The sequence below is a fragment of the Rubripirellula lacrimiformis genome (assembly GCF_007741535.1).
GTDB lineage: Bacteria > Planctomycetota > Planctomycetia > Pirellulales > Pirellulaceae > Rubripirellula > Rubripirellula lacrimiformis.
In genome coordinates this window covers 7255746-7275804 of sequence record NZ_CP036525.1, presented here as the reverse complement: position 1 = coordinate 7275804, position 20059 = coordinate 7255746, and the positions used below count along the sequence as shown (strand labels likewise).

10 protein-coding genes are annotated in these 20059 nt (G+C 56.8%); 9 read left to right on the top strand and 1 reads right to left on the bottom strand.

Annotation, left to right across the window (positions count from 1 at the left end; genetic code table 11):
• The first annotated feature begins 81 nt into the window (after positions 1 to 81).
• The 6 genes from K227x_RS25370 to K227x_RS25345 all read left to right on the top strand — a co-directional run bounded on the left by K227x_RS25370 (position 82) and on the right by K227x_RS25345 (position 12648).
• Entirely contained in the window at positions 82 to 3747 is a 3666-nt protein-coding gene (locus K227x_RS25370) for a DUF1553 domain-containing protein (RefSeq protein ID WP_145174595.1), read from the top strand.
• A 182-nt stretch (positions 3748 to 3929) separates the two neighbouring features.
• Entirely contained in the window at positions 3930 to 5192 is a 1263-nt protein-coding gene (locus K227x_RS25365) for a DUF1501 domain-containing protein (RefSeq protein ID WP_391540465.1), read from the top strand.
• Between the two features lie 30 nt (positions 5193 to 5222).
• Positions 5223 to 6281 (top strand): NHL repeat-containing protein, encoded by a 1059-nt coding sequence (locus K227x_RS25360; RefSeq protein WP_145174590.1) that lies wholly within the window; start codon positions 5223 to 5225, stop codon positions 6279 to 6281.
• A gap of 53 nt (positions 6282 to 6334) precedes the next feature.
• Positions 6335 to 7702 (top strand): hypothetical protein, encoded by a 1368-nt coding sequence (locus tag K227x_RS25355; RefSeq protein WP_246146242.1) that lies wholly within the window; start codon positions 6335 to 6337, stop codon positions 7700 to 7702.
• A gap of 339 nt (positions 7703 to 8041) precedes the next feature.
• Positions 8042 to 11182, top strand: coding sequence for a PSD1 and planctomycete cytochrome C domain-containing protein (locus tag K227x_RS25350; RefSeq protein ID WP_218933521.1), 3141 nt, complete (start codon positions 8042 to 8044; stop codon positions 11180 to 11182).
• Positions 11183 to 11199: 17 nt separating this feature from the next.
• Positions 11200 to 12648, top strand: coding sequence for a DUF1501 domain-containing protein (locus K227x_RS25345; RefSeq protein WP_218933520.1), 1449 nt, complete (start codon positions 11200 to 11202; stop codon positions 12646 to 12648).
• A gap of 230 nt (positions 12649 to 12878) precedes the next feature.
• Here the strand turns inward: K227x_RS25345 and K227x_RS25340 are convergent, their stop codons facing one another.
• Positions 12879 to 15182, bottom strand: coding sequence for an alpha/beta hydrolase (locus K227x_RS25340; RefSeq protein WP_145174584.1), 2304 nt, complete (start codon positions 15180 to 15182; stop codon positions 12879 to 12881).
• 239 nt (positions 15183 to 15421) lie between these two features.
• Between K227x_RS25340 and K227x_RS25335 the strand changes: the two genes are divergently transcribed.
• The 3 genes from K227x_RS25335 to K227x_RS25325 all read left to right on the top strand — a co-directional run bounded on the left by K227x_RS25335 (position 15422) and on the right by K227x_RS25325 (position 20010).
• Complete coding sequence (locus tag K227x_RS25335) at positions 15422 to 16738, top strand: amidohydrolase family protein (protein WP_218933519.1); 1317 nt, start codon at positions 15422 to 15424, stop codon at positions 16736 to 16738.
• A gap of 631 nt (positions 16739 to 17369) precedes the next feature.
• Complete coding sequence (locus tag K227x_RS25330; protein WP_246146240.1) at positions 17370 to 18485, top strand: hypothetical protein; 1116 nt, start codon at positions 17370 to 17372, stop codon at positions 18483 to 18485.
• Positions 18486 to 18762: 277 nt separating this feature from the next.
• Complete coding sequence (locus K227x_RS25325; RefSeq protein WP_145174578.1) at positions 18763 to 20010, top strand: DUF1559 domain-containing protein; 1248 nt, start codon at positions 18763 to 18765, stop codon at positions 20008 to 20010.
• Positions 20011 to 20059: the final 49 nt, after the last annotated feature.

The following is a 20059-nucleotide window of genomic DNA, read 5'->3' as shown; positions in this document are numbered from 1 at the left end:
GAATGCATTCGATAGCTGGACAGTAATTTCGCAAGCAAGCGGTTTGTCCAAACTTCATTGGTAAAAAAGAAGACCATCCCGATGTGGAACAAAACCTGTCAGTCGATCGCCATCGTCCTGCTAGTCGCCAATCTTGGATTGGCTCAGGAAGTCGCACGTTGGGAATTCGGATCCGATGATGAAACCACTCTGGTTCCTCATGGACAAGTTCAACAAGATCAAGTCGGTCCTCGACCCCCTGAATTCCCCGATATGTCGCCGGAGAACATGGCCGTGCGAGTCGATGCGGGAGCGTTCTTTTCCGTTCAGGATCCCGGCGAAGACAGCCGTTTTGACTTTACCAACGACGATGAAATCACGATCGAATCCTGGGTCAACCCGTCGGACGTTCGCGACGGACAGCCTCTGTACGTGATTGGAAAAGGGAGGACGGGAAATCCAAACTTCACGCGAGACAACCAGAACTGGGCCCTGCGGATCGTTGGGGTCAAGGGCGAATCCCGGCTGAGTTTTCTGTTCGCTACCAAGGTGACGGGCGACGGTAAACACTGGCATCGATGGGACTCCAAGACGGGTTTCCCCCTCGGCACCGGTTGGCACCACATTGCTGTGTCGCACCGTTTCGGCGATCTGGAATCGATACGTGGTTGGATCAACGGCAAACCGATCGAAGGCGTATGGAGCTATGCCGGCCCGACCAAAGAGAAGCCGGTCGTTGATGACGACGAAGTTCGTATCGGCAACGGTTTTGATGGACTGTTGGACGGCATCGCGATCCATCGTTCGCTGCTAGATGACGAAGCCATCGCCGCTCGTTTCCGCCGCGTAGGAAAAGAACGGGTGGTGAAAATCGCACCGGCAGTGATGCCCGAACTGGACGACGTTCCCAGCGGTCGTGTGTTGTTTCAGCTAAGCGAAAGTATGCCTGCGGGGAACCGTTGGTTGTATGAAGGCGAACCCATGCCCGCAGAATCGACTCGCTGGATTGGCGATTCGTTTTTGCTGCCGCGGATTCCGGTGCGGTATGACGCGTGGGGGATCCGTTCCGACTGGAAGGCTCCGCTGTTGCTGCGGATTGCCGGGGACATCGAATTGCCAAGCGGCAAACATCGCTTTCTTGTCCGGGCCCGCTCGCTGAGTCGGTTGTGGGTGGATGGCGAACTGGTGACGAGCACCAAAACCGTGCGCAATCGAGGTGGGAATCTAGAGCCGATTGTGCCGGTCCCTGAACCGTTGGTTCCCGGTGCTCGATTGCTGCCGTTCCCACAACAGGAAGCGCTGACGGAATACGAAATCCCATCAAGTCCACAGGACGAACCGCGGCGGTTGCGAGTCGTCTTGGAAGTGATGGTCGGTGGCAACGGTGACCGGACGGAATCGGGGGAGGTTTGTGTCGCGGTGCAACCCGAGGGAGATGGCCCGCTGTTCGTGTTGAAAGCCGATTCGTCGTCGCCGTTGATGCTGACCGACGCTGCAATCGAAAGAGAATTGCAGAAGTTCGAATCGTCGATGGTGACGTTCGAAGACTCCACACGCCGAGAAGCCGCCGCTTCGCAAGACGCGTTTTGGCAGCAGCGGCACGCGGTCGCACGTGCTTCGGTCGCGCAGCCGACTTCATCTGTGGAACACGGGAACGTCCATCCGATCGACCGATTCGTCGCCGACAAAATCGATCTTGCAGTCAGCCAAGCGGCAGAATCGGACGAGAAAACGACTCAGCATTTCCACCAGAATGTGTTGCCGATCTTGCAGGAACAATGCTTCCGATGCCATGGCGAGAAACAGCAGGGTGGGCTGAGGCTGAACTCGCGAGAACACGCTCTTTCGATGGGTGAATCGGAATTGGCGGCCGTCGTGCCCGGCAATGCGGACGCCAGCGAGATGATCGTTCGCATCCGTGACCATGATATGCCGCCGACCGACGAAGGGCTGACTGAATCGCAGATCGCAACCTTGGAAGACTGGGTCAATGATGGCGCTCTCTGGCCGAACCCGCCGCTGGCTCCGCAGTCGGTCGCGATCGCACCGCTGGTCGATGACGCGTCTTTCCTTCGCCGTGCGTATCTGGACACGGTTGGCGTAGGCCCGACCGAAGACGAGGCACGGGCGTTTCTGGCCGATCGTGATGCGGCGAAACGAAGCAAGTTGATTCAGCGGCTATTGCAGGACGAACGTTACGCCGATCATTGGGTCAGTTTTTGGATGGACCTATTGGCCGAGAATCCGACGCTGTTGAATCAATCGCTGAATTCGACGGGACCGTTCCGTTGGTTCCTGTACGAATCGTTGCGGGATGGGAAACCGTTGGACCGGATGGTGACCGAACTGGTTTTGATGCGTGGCAGTCCGCACGAAGGTGGCAGTGCTGGCTTTGGGATGGCCGGTGAAAATGATTCTCCGCTGGCAGCCAAAGGGCACATCCTGGCCTCGGCGTTTCTGGGAATCGAACTGCAATGTGCCCGTTGTCACGATTCGCCCTACCACAGCACATCCCAAGAAGACCTGTATTCGTTAGCCGCGATGCTGAATCGCAAACAGCTGACCCCGCCGAAAACCAGCCGCGTTCCCGATGCGTTCTTCGAGAACATTGGACGCGAATCGTTGATCAAGGTCACGCTGAAACCGGGCGTGCAAGTTCAGCCGAAATGGCCGTTCGCATCGTTCACCGCCGTGGAGGATGGTCCGCACATCGACAAGCTGATGCAAAGCCCCGATGATCCGCGCGAACGTTTGGCGGCGTTGATTACCGCTGCCCAAAACGATCGCTTTCCTAAGGTCGTCGTGAACCATCTGTGGAATCGATTGATCGGTGCTGGCATCGTCCAGCCGGTCAACGACTGGGAAGGGGCAACCGCCAGCCATCCGGAAATGTTGCAGTGGTTGGCCGATGAACTGATATCACACGATTACGATCTGCGGCATGTCCTGCAGCAGATCATGACGTCGCAAACGTACCAACGTAAGTCGGTCGGCCAGAACGAAACCGCATCCGCCCAGCAGAGGTTCTTTGCGGCACCCGATCCACGACGATTGGCCGCTGAACAAGTGGTTGATTCGCTGTTCGCCGCTGCCCAGCGTCCGATGGATACCGAAACCTTGACGTTCGTGCACGATGGTGCCGAACCCATGACCCATCGGCTGACACTTGGATCGCCAAGCCACGCCTGGATGTTTGCCGGATTGAATAACGAACGTGACCGTCCCAGTTTGTCGATGCCGCGTGCCCAGCCGATCGCTGATGTGCTAGAAGCGTTTGGTTGGACTGGAACCCGTCAGCAACCGATCGCCCAGCGTGAAACCGATCCGAACCTGTTGCAGCCTGGGATTCTGGCCAATGGCACCCTGTCGATGTCGTTGACGCGGGCGGCCGACCAATCTGCCCTGGCGCAGCTTGCGATCGACGCAGCGTCGCCTGAAACACTGCTGGAATCATTGTTCTTGCGGTTTCTGACGCGATATCCCAGTCACCAGGAACAGGCTGCTTTTGTTCCCGCGTTGGCCGCCGGTTTCAAAGAACGTCGGCTGCCGGACGGACTGGTAAAACGGCCGGTCCCGGAACCGCGTTTGCCGCAATCGACGTGGTCGAACCACTTGGTGCCCGAAGCGAACGAGATCCAAGAGGAATGGCAGCGGCGAGTTCGACGCGGGCCCGCTGTCGATCCGCGTCTGCAACCTGATTGGCGTGAAGTGTACGAAGATGTGATCTGGAGCTTGGTCAACGATCGCGACTTTGTGTTTGTGCCTTAGTGTCGGCAAGCCATGCGGTGCGCGTGGGGGGAAAGAAGGCGTTCGAGCCTGCTTTCAAAAGGCTGCCCCCTCACCGACGCTTCGCTTTCATCGTTCCCCCGAAACACAATCCTTGACTTTGGAAAACCCTTCCTATGAACATTCAAAATACACGTGGTCGATTCACCCGTCGCGAAAGTTTGATGGGGATCTCGGCGGCGGCCGGCTGTTTGCTAACCAACCCTGCATCAGCATCGTCTAGCGGGCCGTTCGTTCAGGGAAAAGCCGAGCACGTCATTTCGATCTGGTTGGGCGGCGGGATGGGACAGATCGATACGTTTGACCCGAAAGCCAAAGGCGATCCCAAAACGAAGAAGCCGGGATCCTATTACGATGCGATCGATACAGCTGTCGACGGAGTGCAGGTCTGCGAGCATCTGGGCCAGATGGCCAAGGTGATGGACCGCGTCACTGCGGTGCGATCGGTGAACCACAATGTGATCGACGAACATGCTGCGGCGACCAACCGCATGCACACCGGCCGCGCGATCAGTGGGACGGTGACGTATCCGTCGCTGGGGTCGTTGATCGCCCACCAACGTGGCCCCATGAATGATACGGCTCCGCCCTATGTTCTGATTGGCTATCCCAACGTGACGCGCGGTCCCGGTTTTTTGGGAGCCAAGCATGGGTATCTGTATTTGACCGAAACGGGACGAGGTCCGGCGGGGCTATCGCGGCCCGATGGGATTTTGCCGCAGCGTCAAAGCCGCCGCGAGCAATTCCTTGCGACACTGCGGAAGAATGCCCCGCCGACGAAGGTTGCCGAATTGTTGGACTACGATGCTGCGATCGAACAAAGTTTGAAACTCAGCGGCCCCGACTTCAACCGCGTCTTTCACCTTGACGGTGAATCGGATGATTTGCGGAATCGCTACGGTGGCGAGTTTGGTCAACGCTGTTTGCTGAGCCGTCGACTGGTCGAGCGTGGTGTGCGGTTTATCGAAGTCAGTCACAACCTGAATTTTCTAAACGGAGCGGGTTGGGACGTTCATAACAGCGGGATCGTCAATCAACACAAACTGATCCAGGAAATGGATACCGCGGTGGCTACGCTGATCAGCGACCTGGAACAGAAAAAGTTGCTAGACAAGACGCTGATCGTGATCACAACGGAATTCGGACGACCGGCCGGGTTCGATAGCGGCGGCGGACGTGGCCACCAGGGATCGACCTTCAGTTGTGTGCTGGCCGGTGGCGGCTTGTCGCATCGCGGCGCGTGGGGCCAAACGGATGAAGCCGCCAAGAAGATTGTTGCGGATCCGGTCAGCGTTCCCGATTTCTTCGCGACGATTTGTGCGGCGACGGGAGTGGACTACCGCAAGAACCTTTTTGCCGGCGATCGCCCGGTTCCTATCATTGACCAAGGCCAGCCGATTGCCGCGCTCTTCGATAGTGCTGGATAACCGAACTGGTATCGAACGAGAAGAATTGGAATGAGACGACTGGTATTTCGAAAGGGCTATTCTGTGCGCAATGTTGTTCCGTCGCTGGTGTTGGTTTTCGTGTCGGTCGCATCGTTGGCTGCCCAGGATGTGACGGTGCTGGTTGGGGACCCTACGCCGTCGCCTCATGACGTAACCAGTGGGCCGTTGAATATTCCTTTTGGGGTCGACTTTGATCCGCAGGGGAACATGCTGATCGCCGAGTATGTCGGTGGCCGTGTGCTGCGTTTGCAGGGCTCCGGCAACCTGCAATTGGTCGCCGGTTTGGGCAAGAACGGGTACGAAGGCGATGGTGGCCCGGCAACACAGGCTACCTTCAACGACATTCATAACCTGGCGGTCACGTCGGCCGGTGATGTCCTGCTGTCGGATCACAACAATCACGTCGTGCGGCGGATTGATGCGTCTAGCGGCAATGTGTCTACCTTTGCGGGTTCGGGTACCCGTGGGTTTTCGGGAGATGGTGGGGCGGCGGACCAAGCACAATTCAATGTCGTCATGAGTGTCGCGCTGACTCCCGATGGCACGGCACTGTTGGTCGCCGATTTAGCGAACCATCGCATTCGGTTGATCGATTTGCGATCCAACACCGTCACGACGGTCGCGGGGAACGGAAAGGTCGGGGTTCCCCAAGACGGGCAGTTGGCGATCGAATCGCCGCTCGTTGATCCGCGCGCGGCAGCGATGGACGATGCGGGCAACCTGTACATTGTCGAACGCAATGGGAATGCCCTGCGAGTCGTCCGCCCGTCGGGCATCATCGAAACGGTCGCAGGGACGGGAAAGTCCGGCTGGAAAGACGGCATCGCGTTGGAAGCCCAGTTGGCGGAACCGAAGCACTTAGCCATCGACAAAGCGGGCCATGTTTACATCGCCGATGATAGGAATCACATGATTCGAAAATACGATCCGCAAGCAAAGACTTTGACAACGGTGCTTGGTCGTGGTGACTTCAAACTTCAGCGGCCTCACGGAGTCACCGTTCGCGGTGGCGAGCTATTCATTGCTGATAGTTACCATCACCGAATTCTAAAGATGCCCCTGCCATGATCGCTCGTTGCTAAGATGAGGAAACCCCTCCCCATTCACAGGTTTCTCTGATCATGAACTCCTTTGACCTGCCTCGCCGAACTTTCATGCAGGCTACCGGCGCGACCATCGCCGGTGCGTGCGTTAACACGTTGCACGCCCAGCAATCACTGGCCAGCGGTGTGCGGATCGTCAATCCGCTCGGGCGGGTGCCGCTGTCGTTCATCATCGACGACTCGACGTGCTTGGTGAACATGGGCCACTTCTGTACGCCTCAGTTCGCCGAAGCTTGGCCCGACCGCGACGAATACAAGCAACCGTGGAAAGATTGGCCGCGAGAAATTCCCGACGACTTTGTCCGCGAGTTTGGCGAATGGTGCGCCCAACAGGGGGTCAAAGGCAAGTACAGCATCGTGCCCTATCCGGCTTGTGTCGGATGGCTGGATCGCGGTCTCCCCGGCTGGTCCAAGCAACAGCTGGACGCCAGCCTAGGACTGGTCCGCGATTTGATGTTGCCCAACTGGGACATTCATCCGGAAATGATTACGCACACGCGTGTCATTGACCTGAAAACGGGGCGTCCCAAGGCAACGGCTTCCTCCGCCACGATGGAGAACTCGTATCCGCAGATCGACCAGAGTGTCGACGAATTGGCAAGCTATCTGGCCTACGCGCTGAAGATCTTAAAGAACTGTGGCTTGCCCTGCGAAGGCGTTACCACGCCGGGTGGTTTTGGGAATCGAGTCAAGGATTCGCTGCCCTTGGCGGTTCACCAAGCGGTCCGCGACGTGTTCCCGGTCGAACTGCCGCACTACTTCAAATACGTGGTCAGCGGCCCCGAATCGACGGCACCGCGGTTGGAATTTGTGGGAGCGAGCAAGACGATCGACAATCTTACCGTCAGTGTTCCGGCCGGCACGGGGGACTGGTTCGGCGGTTGGCAGGGGATCATGGACAGCGAAGGGGACCGCTACTGCAACGCCGACGCCACACAGGGTCGGATGGTGGAAATGATTCAGCGCGGCGAACCAGCGGTGATGTTGTGCCATTGGCCCGGCATGTACTGCAACGGTCAAAAGTCGGGCTTCGAAACTTTCAAGAGAATCGTGGTATCGCTTGCCGACCGCTACCGTGACCAAACGTTGTGGATGAAAGTCAGCGAGATCGCTCGCTATTGGGCCGTCAAGGAAATGGCCACGATCGCGCGGCCCAGCCCTGACCGATTGGAAATTGAAACGCCGCTCAGTTGCCCGCGATTCACGTTGGAATTGGATGCCGCGGCAATCAAGTCGCCTCCGGTGCTGCACCACAAGGACGACAAACGAGTGTTGCGGCAGGTCGCAACCGCGACGCAGCTAAGCGACAACACCTTCACCCAGGATGACGACGCCCTGATCATCAGTGTCGACGCGCCAGCAGGCAAATGGTCACTGACGCTGTGACCCGCCACGGCTGCATCCGTTTGTGCCACACACCAAGCATCCGAACGGGATCCGCGCCCTCGTCCACCCACGACAAATGTTTCCCGCACTGGCCCAAGCAACGAGCGATCAATCAGTGTCGCGATTCAAGTCATCTCGCCTCCGTCGCGCAGCGGTTTGCGGGGGTGAGAGTTAGAGAGAGGGGGAAGAAAGAAACGACACTGATTGATCGCTCGTTGCAAAGTCGTTGATGTTGGCGCCGGCGAAGGTCATACTATGCGATCTGGTTCGCTTGCCGAATTAGCCCCGCCTTCAACGACCTGCCTCGTAAATCCCGCCTCGACGAATCGGTTAGATGCCATGCACCTTTGGTTGGCTTCACGCTGCCCGCATCGCTTTGCACTCGTCAGCGTTCTGCTGGTGCTGATCTGCGAATCGGGGTGGGCGGCAGATTCACGGTACTTCGAGACCGAGATCCGCCCGATCCTTCGTGAATACTGCTTCGATTGCCACGGTGCGGTGGAAGAACTCGAGGGCGGCTTGGACCTGCGCCTCGTCCATTTCATGATTTCGGGTGGCGATTCGGGACCTACAGTGGTTCCGGGCGACCCTGACGCTAGTCTGTTGATCCAGCGTGTTCGTGACGGGGATATGCCACCGGGCGACGCGCGAGTTGCGGATGAAAAGATCGCCGTTTTGGAAGCGTGGATTCGGTCTGGGGCAGCAACGCTGCGCGACGAACCCGAACAACTGGAACCAGGCATTCCGATCACCGAGGAAGAACGCAACTACTGGGCTTACCAACCGATCGCGGACGTGTCCATTCCGGCCAACGTGAACAGTCCGTCGATTCGCTCGCCGATCGATGCGTTCATCGCTGCGGCGATGCCCGCTGGTTTGACTTTCTCGGACGATGCAGATCGATTCACGCTGGTCCAACGCGCCTACAACGACTTGGTTGGACTGCCACCGACAAAGCAGGAAATTGAACCCTGGCTGCATACCGCGGACCCGCGATGGTTTGAAAACTTGGTGGATCAATTGCTTCGTTCGCCACACTATGGCGAACGTTGGGGCAGGCACTGGTTGGACGCGGCGGGGTATGCCGATAGCGACGGCTACACGGTAGCCGACCGCAACCGCGCGTGGGCGTGGCGTTATCGCGATTATGTGACCAAAGCGTTCAATGAAGACAAACCGTTCGACGAATTCATTCACCAGCAGATTGCGGGTGATGAACTGGCCGGACCTAAACAGGACGATTGGACGCCACGCCAGATTGAACTGTTGACCGCCACAGGTTTTTTGCGAATGGCAGCCGACGGCACCGGCAGTGGTGACAACAGTCCCGAAGCCCGCAACAAAGTGATCGCCGACACACTGCAAATCGTCTGCTCGACTTTGCTTGGTTCTAGCGTTCATTGTGCCCAGTGCCACGACCACCGCTACGACCCTATCTCACACGCCGACTATTTCTCCTTGCGAGCCGTTTTTGAACCCGCCTTGGATTGGCAGGCCTGGAAGCCGCCGGCTGCGAGACTGGTTTCTTTAGCCACCGAACAGGATCGCGCGGCGTCAGCAAAAATCGAAAGCGAAGTTAGCAACGTGGCGGCCGAGCGTGCCAGTCAGCAAAGTGCGTTTATCCAAGAGGTGTTTGAGCAAGAACTGTTGAAGTTTGAAGAACCACTCCGTTCTCAATTGCGGACGGCTTATGAAACGGCAAAGGACAAACGCGATGCTGAACAAATCAAGTTGTTGGCCAATCACCCCAGCATCAACATCACGCCGGGCGTTCTGTACCAATATCGCCCCGATGCCGCAGCCGAATTGAAAAAGATCGACGCTGAGATTGCAGATTTGCGAGCTCAAAAGCCTGTCGAGCAGTTCATCCAAGCGTTCGTAGAACCTGCGAACCATGTCCCGATCAGCCATTTGTTTCATCGCGGTGATTTCAATCAACCTAAACAAGTCATCGAACCGGGCGCCCTAACCGTCGCTTCGACCGCGGGAGCTCGGGTGACGTTTCCGATCAATGATCCCCAACTGCCGACGACGGGCCGACGGTTGGCATTCGCAAAATGGTTGACACAGGAAAGCAACCCGTTGACCGCTAGGGCCATCGTCAATCGGATTTGGATGCACCACTTCGGACACGGGATTGTTGCGACCCCGGGCGAATTTGGGCGGTTGGGGGATCAACCCTCGCATCCCGAATTGCTCGATTGGTTGGCCAGCGATTTCGTCCATCATGGATGGAGCTTGAAACGACTGCACCGACAAATATTGACCTCGACGACATGGCGGCAAAGTTCTGTGCGTCGACCTGATGGGGAAGCGATCGATGCCGAGAACCGAACCTATTGGCGAAAGTCGCTGCAACGCGTTGATGCAGAGATCCTACGCGATTCGATGTTGGCCGTTTCCGGAACTCTTGACCTGACGCTATACGGGGCTCCGGTCGCTGTGGCCGAAGACGAAACCGGACAGGTTCGCGTGGATGCCAGTCAACCGCGTCGCAGCATCTACGCGCGAGTCCGACGGAGCCAACCGGTCGGCATATTGCAGACGTTCGACGCACCCGTGATGGGCGTCAACTGTGATGTGCGATCCGTGACGACCGTCGCGCCCCAGTCGTTGATGATGCTGAACGGGGCCTTCGTTCTCGAACAAGCTGCTCTCGTCGCGGATCAGGCGATCAAGCGGGCTGCCCAAGTGGATCCGACGGGTGACGAGGTTCTCGCACCGTGGTTCCCCAAAATTCCACCGCTCGCGTGGCGTTACGGATCCGGCACGGTGGACGACGCGGCGGGTGTGATTCGCGACTTCGTCGACCTGCCCCACTTTACGGGCACATCATGGCAAGGGAGTGCGACTGCGCCGGACGCTGAGTTCGGCTGGACCATTTTAAGCGCTAGCGGTGGGCATCCCGGAAACCCCGCTCACCCAGCGATCCGGCGTTGGACAGCACCGGGTGACGGACAGCTTAGCATCACCGGAACGCTGCAGCATGGTAGTGGCAACGGCGATGGCGTCCGATCCCGAGTCGTTTCTGCCAGCGGCTTGATGGGAGATTGGCGGATCCAAAATGGCACCGTGGAAACCGCAGTGGCTGCGTTCGCCGTTCGGGCTGGCGAAACGATCGACTTTGTAACCGACTGTATCGCCAACGAAACATCCGACTCATTCAGTTGGCCACTCAAGTTGACGTTCACAGAATCCGATGCAACGCCGGCCATTCACGATTCGGTGGTTGATTTTCATGGGCCTGAATCGGATCTGAAGTTGCTTCCGGGCCAAATCAATGCGGCATGGGAAATTGTTTTGTCCCGCGCTGCCAGCGAAGCGGAACTGGAAATGTCGCTGCGGTTTGCTCGTGATCAATTGGTGCTGATGACTCGAGATCGCCAAGGCACATCGGAAGGCCGATCTCGCGGCGAGCAAGTTCTGGCCAATCTCTGCCAGATGCTGCTCAATTCCAACGAATTTCTGTACATCGAATGACTTCGGAGCGACTGACGATGGATTCCCCTCAGGTCCCCCATACCCGCCGCCAATTCCTGCAACAAACCGGAATGGGTGTGGGGGCGTTGGCGTTGCAATGGATGTTGGATCAAGAGTCCGCGTCGGCAAAGCCGCCTGTTCTCAAAACGCTGCCTCCCAGTGATCTGCTGCCACGAAAGCCGCACTTCGAGCCTCGTGCGAAGGCGATGATCTCGTTGTTCCAACACGGTGGTCCATCGCACATGGACCTGACCGATCCGAAACCGGAACTGACGAAATACGATGGAACGGATTACACCGGCGACATCCAGTTTTCGTTCGTCAATGAAGCCAGCAAAAAGCTACTTGGCAGCCCCTTTCAATTCCAGAAACACGGCCAGTGTGGAATGGATCTGTCAGAGCTGTTGCCTCACACCGCGGGCGTCGTCGATGACATCTGCATGATTCGCAGCATGCACACCGGAGCGAACGGTCACGAGGTTTCGATCCGTTACTTTCATGGTGGCATCCCGGCGGTGTTGGGGCGGCCGACGTTTGGTTCATGGTTGACGTACGCGCTTGGCAGTGAGTCTCAAGACCTGCCCGCGTTCATGGTCTTGGCGGATCCAGGCGGCCCGCCCGTCGACGGCACGACCAACTGGAGCAATGGGTTCATGCCATCGATGTTTCAAGGAACCGTGCTGCGGCCCAAAGAGCCACGGATCTTTAACCTGCAACCGCCGCCGCATTTGGCAGGCAAATTTCAACGTCAAAATCTGGATTTCTTACAGGAACTGAATCAGCGACATCTGGAGTCCCACCCAGGCGAATCGGATCTGGAGGCTCGTATCGCCAGCTATGAACTCGCCGCTCGCATGCAAACCGCGGCGACCGATGCCTTGGACATTTCCCAAGAAACCGCGGCTACCCACACCATGTACGGCTTGGATCGTCCAGAGACGCGTGAATATGGCACGCGTTGTTTGTTAGCTCGGCGGTTGGTCGAACGCGGTGTTCGGTTCGTGCAGCTGTTCCACAGCAACCAACCTTGGGACAATCACAGCAGCATCAAAACCGGATTGACGTCGATCTGTCAAAAGACCGACCAGCCCACGGCGGCATTGGTAGCCGATCTTCGTCAGCGAGGAATGTTGGATTCGACCTTGGTGCACTGGGGCGGCGAAATCGGTCGGCTGCCGGTGACTCAAGAGCATGGATCGCCAGAGAAAGCAGGACGCGATCACAATGGTCAGGGATTTAGCATTTGGATGGCCGGAGGCGGCGTTCGCGGCGGTTTGACCTACGGAAAAACAGATGACTTTGGACATCACGTCATCGAAAACAAAGTCACCCCCAACGACTTCCAAGCCACCGTGATGCATCTGTTCGGGCTGAACCACGACGAAGTCATCTATCCCCACGGCAACCAAGAACAAATCATCACGGCCAATCGGCCCGCACAAGTCGTGCATGATTTGATCGCGTAAGCGGGCAGTCGTATCAACGCTCTTAGCAACGCACCCAAAATGGTTGTCGCCGATGGATTCGCCAGAATTCCCGACCATCGAGTTGGGGAGCGAATTCTGGCGAATCCCACGACTGCGATCCCGTCACCCATGGATCGTACGTCGATTTCGCTCGCCTCGTTCACGACGACAACGGTGCTTCCCCAGAACGCGGTGCGAAAATCAGCCGGCGAAGAGAGGCTGCTCGATCGTCACTGTGTGTTCTTTAAGAAGATCGTTCCTAGTGAGTCATCCGACTGGCTGTTGCCCCGTTCGTCGACCATCTTCACCTTCAGATCAAAGAAGTAGGACGGACGATTCTTGATCTTGCGACTAAACACGCCGTCTCCCTTGGCGGCATCGCCGTCGGTTCCCGTGTCGACCAGCTCTACCTCAAATGTCTCTGGGGCTGCATCCCACTGGACGTGTGGGATCGTCGATTTCTCCGTATTGGGGACAAGCGTTAGAGTCACTTTGTCGACCCCTGCGCCGTCATAGACTCTTGCCTCGATGCGATCGTCCGTCGACATCTGGATCCATTGCAACTGTGGCGGAGTCTTGTCCTGGCCTGTGATGTCGATCCGAACCTTGCCTTTCTTGATCAAATGCTGGCCGCTGATTTTGCCCGGTAACCAATATTCCACGTAGAACCAAGCGGACTTCCCCGCACTTTCTTTCGATGCGATCACGGGCTGCGTGTACTTGGACGAACCGCCGATATGGTCGAACTCCTGCCAGCTATCGGAAACTCGGATATGGTTGTTGTCGGCGTTGATCTTTGGATGCAGGGTAGACGCATTGGTTCGCAGGTACTTGCCGTCATCCTTCACTAAAATCACGATGGCTTCCCCAGGGTTCGCAATCCCATCGCCATTGCCCACGCCCACGATGCCCGACACGGATTCCACCGCCGCTTGGACGACCGTCACCAGCCGACCATCGGCGATTTCAAAGTCGTTGATCTCCGGCACCGGATCCTTCAGTCGCAGTTCAAATTCCTCTTGCCATTGATGTCCACTTTCGTCTTTCAACTGCAATCCAAATTTGGCAATCTCGATGCCCCGTTTGTTGTTCTTGACCGTCAACGATCCCTCCAACTGATCGACACTCAGCGACCTTAGATTCTGAAGCGTGCCTGTGCCTTGCAGCACTTCCAGACCCTCGCTGATTGGAATGATTGTTCCCGTGATCGCGTTGGCGTCGGCGGTCCCCTTGTTCAACAAGTCGATCGATAGATGAATCTCTTTATCTGTTTCAGCCCACGGCATGTTGTCGATGGTCCACTGGGAAATGCACAGATTCGGAAGTGGATCCTGTCCGTTAATCGCGATGTGATGCAGGCCTCCATCGGTGACGATGGTCAGCCTGCCCTCGGCATCGCTGGTGACGTTGGACGTGCGATGGGTCATTCCGTTATCGGTGACGTCGGTGATTCGATATCGCTGATCTGCCATATAGATCGGCGCCGTTTTTATCGTCACGGAGACATGGGGCATCCGCTGGCCATCAGGCAGAAAGTTCTGGACGGCGACTTTGAATCCATCACGATTGACGTTTTCCAGAATCGTGAAGCCGGCTCTGGCTCGATTGGTTTCGACCTGATAATCCCAAACTTCAAAGCTCGGATAGATGTCGATGTGGTCCCACTGGGACGGCACGGGCAACGGCGACTCGAACGCATCCATGATGAACGTGAACATGTCATGCAGGCCACAGGTCGTGTGAGACGCGTCGTAGGCTTGGAACTCGTATTGCGGCACGACATTCAACCAGTACCGGTTGAAGTCCTGGTGATAGAACCGCAGTCGATCACGAGTCCCATTGTGCATGCGGACGCTGACGCCCCGGACGTTGTCGAACATTTCGGCATGCGCGTACTCCGTCGGAAACTCCAGCGGACCTGCCATGAATTCGGTCGATCCGCAAAAGTTGCCGGCCGCGCTGATCATGTCCGGATACTTGGCCGCCAGCCAAAAGGTCATGAATCCGCCCATGGAAAGCCCCGACACGGCCCGGTGCTCGCGATCGGGGATCGTGCGATAGTGGCTGTCGATGTAGCGAACGAACTCTTTGAAGTACGTTGGGAACTGGCGGAACGTCGTGACGGTGCTGACGTTGTAGGGGCTTAGATTTTGCGGGTCGATTGAAAATGTGTTCAAGCCATCGACCTTCACGACAATGACATCGTTCTTGGACACAAAGTTCTGGATATTGTCGCCACCGTTCTGATCGCCTTTGTCGTAGTCCGCATAGCCCTTGCCCATCGATCCAAAGTACCGTTGATTCCAACCGTGGAAGAAGTAGATGACGGGGTAGCGTTTGCTGGTTTGGGTGGCGTAGCTAGGCGGAGTGAAAATCCGATAGTTTCGATGTCCCGCAAACACGGTGCTGTAGTGGGATCCGTCGGAAATCGCGGCTTCATCGCTGGATTTGGCGTCTGCCGATTGCACGCTCGCGATGACAGTGCCGGCCAGGAAAACGCAGATGACGCGAAGGGCGTCTTGGATGGATGTCATGGGTTCAAGCACTGTCAGTGATGGTTGGTTTGTTGTTTTCGCTGGATTGATTTAAAGCAACGAGCGATCAACCCGTGCCCAAACCTACCAATTTCGAAACCCGAGTCAAATAAGTAGTGGCAGACGCCAACCGGGGATCGCAGTTGTTTTACAATTTGCACCTTCAAGGCGAGTGGTGTTCGGTCCGACGACGGCAGCAACTCATGGACTCGTCGACGCAAATTTTTCAAGGACCGACGATGAGACCGATATTTCGATGTGCTGCGTTGATCGCGATGGTGGCAATGGGCAAGCTTGTCGTCTTGGCCGATGAACACGGTCCGCCGGTGAAACATCGCGAGATGAATTCAATCACGCCGGCGGCGGAGTCTCGTGCGGTCGTGATCACGCATGCTCGATTGATCGATGGGAACGGCGGTCCTCCGATCGAAAACGCCTGTGTCGTCGTCTCGGGCGACAAAATTGTGTTCGCTGGGGCACAAACGGAGGCGACGATTCCCGATGACGCCATCACGTTTGACGCAGGCGGGAAGTCTTTGTTGCCGGGGCTGTTTGATTCTCACTTTCATTCCCGTGATTCAGCCGATCGCCCGATCCAGTATGAACTCAACAACGGCATCACATCGTTTCGAGACCCTGGGCACCCGTTCAAGTTTTATGACTGGTTAGATCGCAACTCATTGACGATTCCTCGCGTCTTCCTGTGCGGTGGGCATCTGGACGCCGTCCCGCCGGCGTGGCCCAAGCAAGCAGTCGTCATCGAATCCGCACAGCACGCGGCCGCAGCCGTCGACGCTCATGTGGCACGCGGAGCTTCTGCGATCAAGATCTACATGCGGTTGCCGGTCGAACACATCGCCGCCGCCTGCGAAGCGGCCGATCGGCACGGGATCCCGGTCACCGCGCACTTGGAACTGATCCGAGCCGACGCGGCAATCAACGCGGGGGTCGACGGCATCGAACATGTCACGTCCTTTGGAACCGCATTGGCGGATCCAAAGCAAGCAGGGATCTTTGAGGAAGTCGTCGGGAATGACTCCAATGCACGTCGTGAATGGCGGCCCCGGTTGTGGAGCAATATTGAACTGGAAAACAACCCTAGGCTAAAGCCATTGTTGGACCAGCTCTTGCATCAGGGAACGTTCGTCTCGCCAACACTAGCGATCTTCGAATCGCGGACGGGGCAGAAGAACGCAACGTCTGTGACAGCGTTGGCCTTTGCAAACATGCTCCGCTTCACCGAACTCTGTCATCAACACGGAGTAAAAATCGTCGTTGGCTCACACACCGCAGCGCCCTTCGCTGAACAGGGGAAGGCCTATCTGCGAGAAGTCGAACTGTTGGTCGAAGCGGGGATGTCGCCGCTTGAAGTGATCACTGCGGCAACCAAGACCAACAGTGAATTCTTCGGCGTGCAAGATCGCCTAGGCACGATCCAGCCCGGCAAACTGGCGGACCTGATCCTCGTGGACGGATTCCCCGACAAGACCGTGCAGGACCTCGACAATGTCAGCCGCGTCATGCTCGGTGGCAACTGGGTCGATCCGCAAAATTGACAAGCACTTGATCTTGGCGAAATCTCTGCGCACGTTCAATGCGCCAGCATACCCCACCGCGATTGAGCGGGCGGCAGGAAAGGTAAGACGGCCTTTCCTGGCAGTCGACAATCTAAAAACAGCCACCGACGGCCTGGAAAGGCCATCCTACGAGCAGGGCAGAAAGGTGCCAGAACTCTTGCCCAATTAACAGTCCTGGCACCTTTTCCCTCTCAAGTCAAATAGATGGTGGGGGCACCATCTGAATTGCGCTTGGGTGCTGGCAGAACTAGATGCGGCCCCCTCGATAAACTGTTCGGGTTGATCCAGTTCCAACTGCGCTGGACCGAATTTTTGAAAGTGTCAACGCCGCAAACCTTTACCAACAGGGGTTGCAATTGCCGCGCCAGAACAGGCGGATTCGCGCGGATACGCGCGAATTAGATTGCTTGTCGACGGCTTTGTGCCGACTTTGTCACACGTTTGCATGTCTCCCCGAAAAGCTTTTCCGGTTGTATCGAATGATGCACCTGCAAAGTGGCTGCAAGCAGCTGATCCATGCATGGTTCGATAACCCGGAGGCATACCTACGGAAATACGATGGGGGTCGTCCTCAAGGTGTGGGAACGCCCCAGACATGGAGAGTAAACCTGTGAAACGGAATTTGAAAAACTGGCTAGTCATCGCTGCCTTGGCTTGCGGAATGACGACGACAAGCGGACAAGTGCAGGCAGCCGGTTGGATCGGAGACCTGTTGGGCGAAACGTGCTGTGACGATGCCTGCTGCGATACCGGATCGTGCTGCCAAGAGAGTTGCTGCGATAGCGGGTGCTGTGACGGAGGTTGTGATTCGCTGGCAGGCTGCAACGTTGCCGAAGCGGCTAGCAGTTGCCTGCCGAAGCTGAATAGTTTCGCTCGCAAGCTGGACGGCATGGGGTTCATCCAGAAAAGCGATCATTGCTTCGACGATTTCATCAGCCCGATGATCGACTTTGTCCACTTCGAAGACCCGCGTAACTTGACCGAGTTGCGTCCAATCTTCGTGCATCATAATTTCCCGAATACACTCGGGCCGGCTAACATTCCCGCCGGCGGTAGCGCACAGCTTATCGCGATGCAGTTTCGTATCGCGCTGACCGATCGTTTAAGCCTGATCGCTGTCAAAGACGGGTACCTGATCGATAACAGTGAAGGCCAGCTGGATGGATTGCTCGACTCGGGTTGGGCAGATGTAACCGCTGGTTTGAAATACAACCTCATCCGTAACGTGAAGACCGGTACGCTGTTGTCGGCTGGTTTCACCTACGAAATCCCCATGGGAAGCGAACGTGCATTGCAGGCCGTTAGCGATGGTGAATTTCACTTCTTCGCCACCGGTGGCCAGCGTCTGTTCGATGGCCAAGCACACGTCCTTAGCTCCTTCGGATGGCAACTGCCTGTTGACCAAAGCGATCAAAGCACGACCGTTCACTGGAACAACCACTTCGACGTCAAGTTGACGGACACCGTTTACTTGTTCACCGAAAACTCGTGGTGGCACTGGGCCAGCGATGCATTCGATGGAGCGGCCTTGGGAGTCTCCGGTCAAGACCTGTTGAACTTGGGTGCCAGCAACGTCGATGGCAACAATCTGGTCACGCACAATGTGGGTATGAAGTACAAGCCACACGGTGGCCTCGAACTGGGGGCCGCTTACGAATTCCCGCTAACGGATTTCGAAGACATCATCGAAGACCGCTGGCAGTTCGAAGCGATCCTGCGTTACTAGCATCGACCCCGCATGGCGATCCGATGGCAAGCGGGACACACGTCGCCGGAATCTCTGGTCCCTTCGAAGCAGGCGTGCCGGGACGCGGCGAATTTCGATCCGCTGCGGGCTCGGGGCCCCATAGCTTCCCTCTTTCGACTTAGTTCAACACATTCGGTGAGGTCAAGGCATTCTTGCAAAACATCAGTTCTAGTAGGGATCGGAAAATCGCGAGGTTGTATTGTGTAGAATCAATGCAAATTACGTGAATCGCCGCAAGTCCGGGACCGTGAATCTGATGCAGAAAAATCTCGTTCGTTTTCGAGCCTTTACGCTCGTCGAGTTACTTGTCGTGATTTCCATCATTGGCGTTCTGGTCGGATTGCTTTTACCGGCAGTCCAGTCCGCTCGCGAAGCCGCCCGACGGATGAGCTGCGGAAATAACTTCAAGCAAGTTGGTTTGGCACTTCATAACTACCACTCAGCCTTCAAAAATCTGCCGAAGCAAATGGGCGGAACGGTTTTCTGCGGTACCTTTGGCTATGTCACAGGGGCAACTCCGCAGCAGGCTGGTAGCACGAACGGCAATGAGTTGAGTGCCTTTCCGGGGCTGTTGCCTTTCATGGAGCAACAGGCACTCTGGGAGCAGATTAGCAATGTTTACGAAGTCCAGGTCGGAAGCCCCGGCACCTACTTCGCTGCGATGGGACCACACCCCAATATGAACTTGGATGAGCAAGCGGCTCATTTGTATGAACCATGGATGGTGGAGATTCAAACACTTCGATGCCCGAGCGATCCAGGCGTCGGCCTGCCAGCAATGGGAAGGACCAATTTTTCATTTTGCGTTGGTGACGCAATCCAGCAAACCAATATTGGGCCGGGTGATCCAGAGGGACGATTCAAAACGATTGCCGCACAACGGGCCCGCGAGTCGTGCCGTGGTGTGTTTGTAAATCGAATGTTTACGAGCTTTGCCGATATCCGAGACGGGTTATCGAACACGATCGCAATGGGAGAAATCATTACCGATCTTGGTGATGGCGATATGCGATCGCAGATCGGCGCATCCGCGGTGGAATTAAGAACAAATCCAAACGCTTGCGCAACGATGATTGATCCGTCACGCCCGAGTTTCTGGTTGCCAGGAACTCCGGAAGCGGGGACGATTCCAACCAATCGACGCGGCCACAAATGGGCTTGCGGACGCGTGGGATACACGGGGTTTCAGACGATCCTTCCACCGAACCGACAAAGCTGCACTTGGAACAGCTCTTTTGGCAACGTTACGGACTTGCTGGATGAGGGTGTGCTTAGCGCCGCGAGCCGCCATCAAGGAGGGGCTCATGTACTATTAGCCGACGGTGCAGTTCGATTCGTCACCGATTCGATCGAAGCGGGAAACAGTAGCCATGCCAGCGTTCGCCAGAACGGCACCGCGATGGACCCCACGCTTCCGACCGTTCCGGGGGCGAAAAGCCCGTACGGGCTTTGGGGGGCGCTCGGTAGCCGTGGATCCTCTGAGTCCATTGCAGCAGACTTTTGAGTCTGACAAATTCCCTCGACCGAAGTAGAAAAAACCTGTGTGATTAGGC

Bases quoted from the DNA above. Each gene is read 5' to 3' on its own strand.
- K227x_RS25370 (WP_145174595.1), top strand. From the start codon at position 82: ATGTGGAACAAAACCTGTCAGTCGATCGCCATCGTCCTGCTAGTCGCC.
- K227x_RS25365 (WP_391540465.1), top strand. From the start codon at position 3,930: ATGGGGATCTCGGCGGCGGCCGGCTGTTTGCTAACCAACCCTGCATCA.
- K227x_RS25360 (WP_145174590.1), top strand. From the start codon at position 5,223: ATGAGACGACTGGTATTTCGAAAGGGCTATTCTGTGCGCAATGTTGTT.
- K227x_RS25355 (WP_246146242.1), top strand. From the start codon at position 6,335: ATGAACTCCTTTGACCTGCCTCGCCGAACTTTCATGCAGGCTACCGGC.
- K227x_RS25350 (WP_218933521.1), top strand. From the start codon at position 8,042: ATGCACCTTTGGTTGGCTTCACGCTGCCCGCATCGCTTTGCACTCGTC.
- K227x_RS25345 (WP_218933520.1), top strand. From the start codon at position 11,200: ATGGATTCCCCTCAGGTCCCCCATACCCGCCGCCAATTCCTGCAACAA.
- K227x_RS25340 (WP_145174584.1), bottom strand. From the start codon at position 15,182: ATGACATCCATCCAAGACGCCCTTCGCGTCATCTGCGTTTTCCTGGCC.
- K227x_RS25335 (WP_218933519.1), top strand. From the start codon at position 15,422: ATGAGACCGATATTTCGATGTGCTGCGTTGATCGCGATGGTGGCAATG.
- K227x_RS25325 (WP_145174578.1), top strand. From the start codon at position 18,763: ATGCAGAAAAATCTCGTTCGTTTTCGAGCCTTTACGCTCGTCGAGTTA.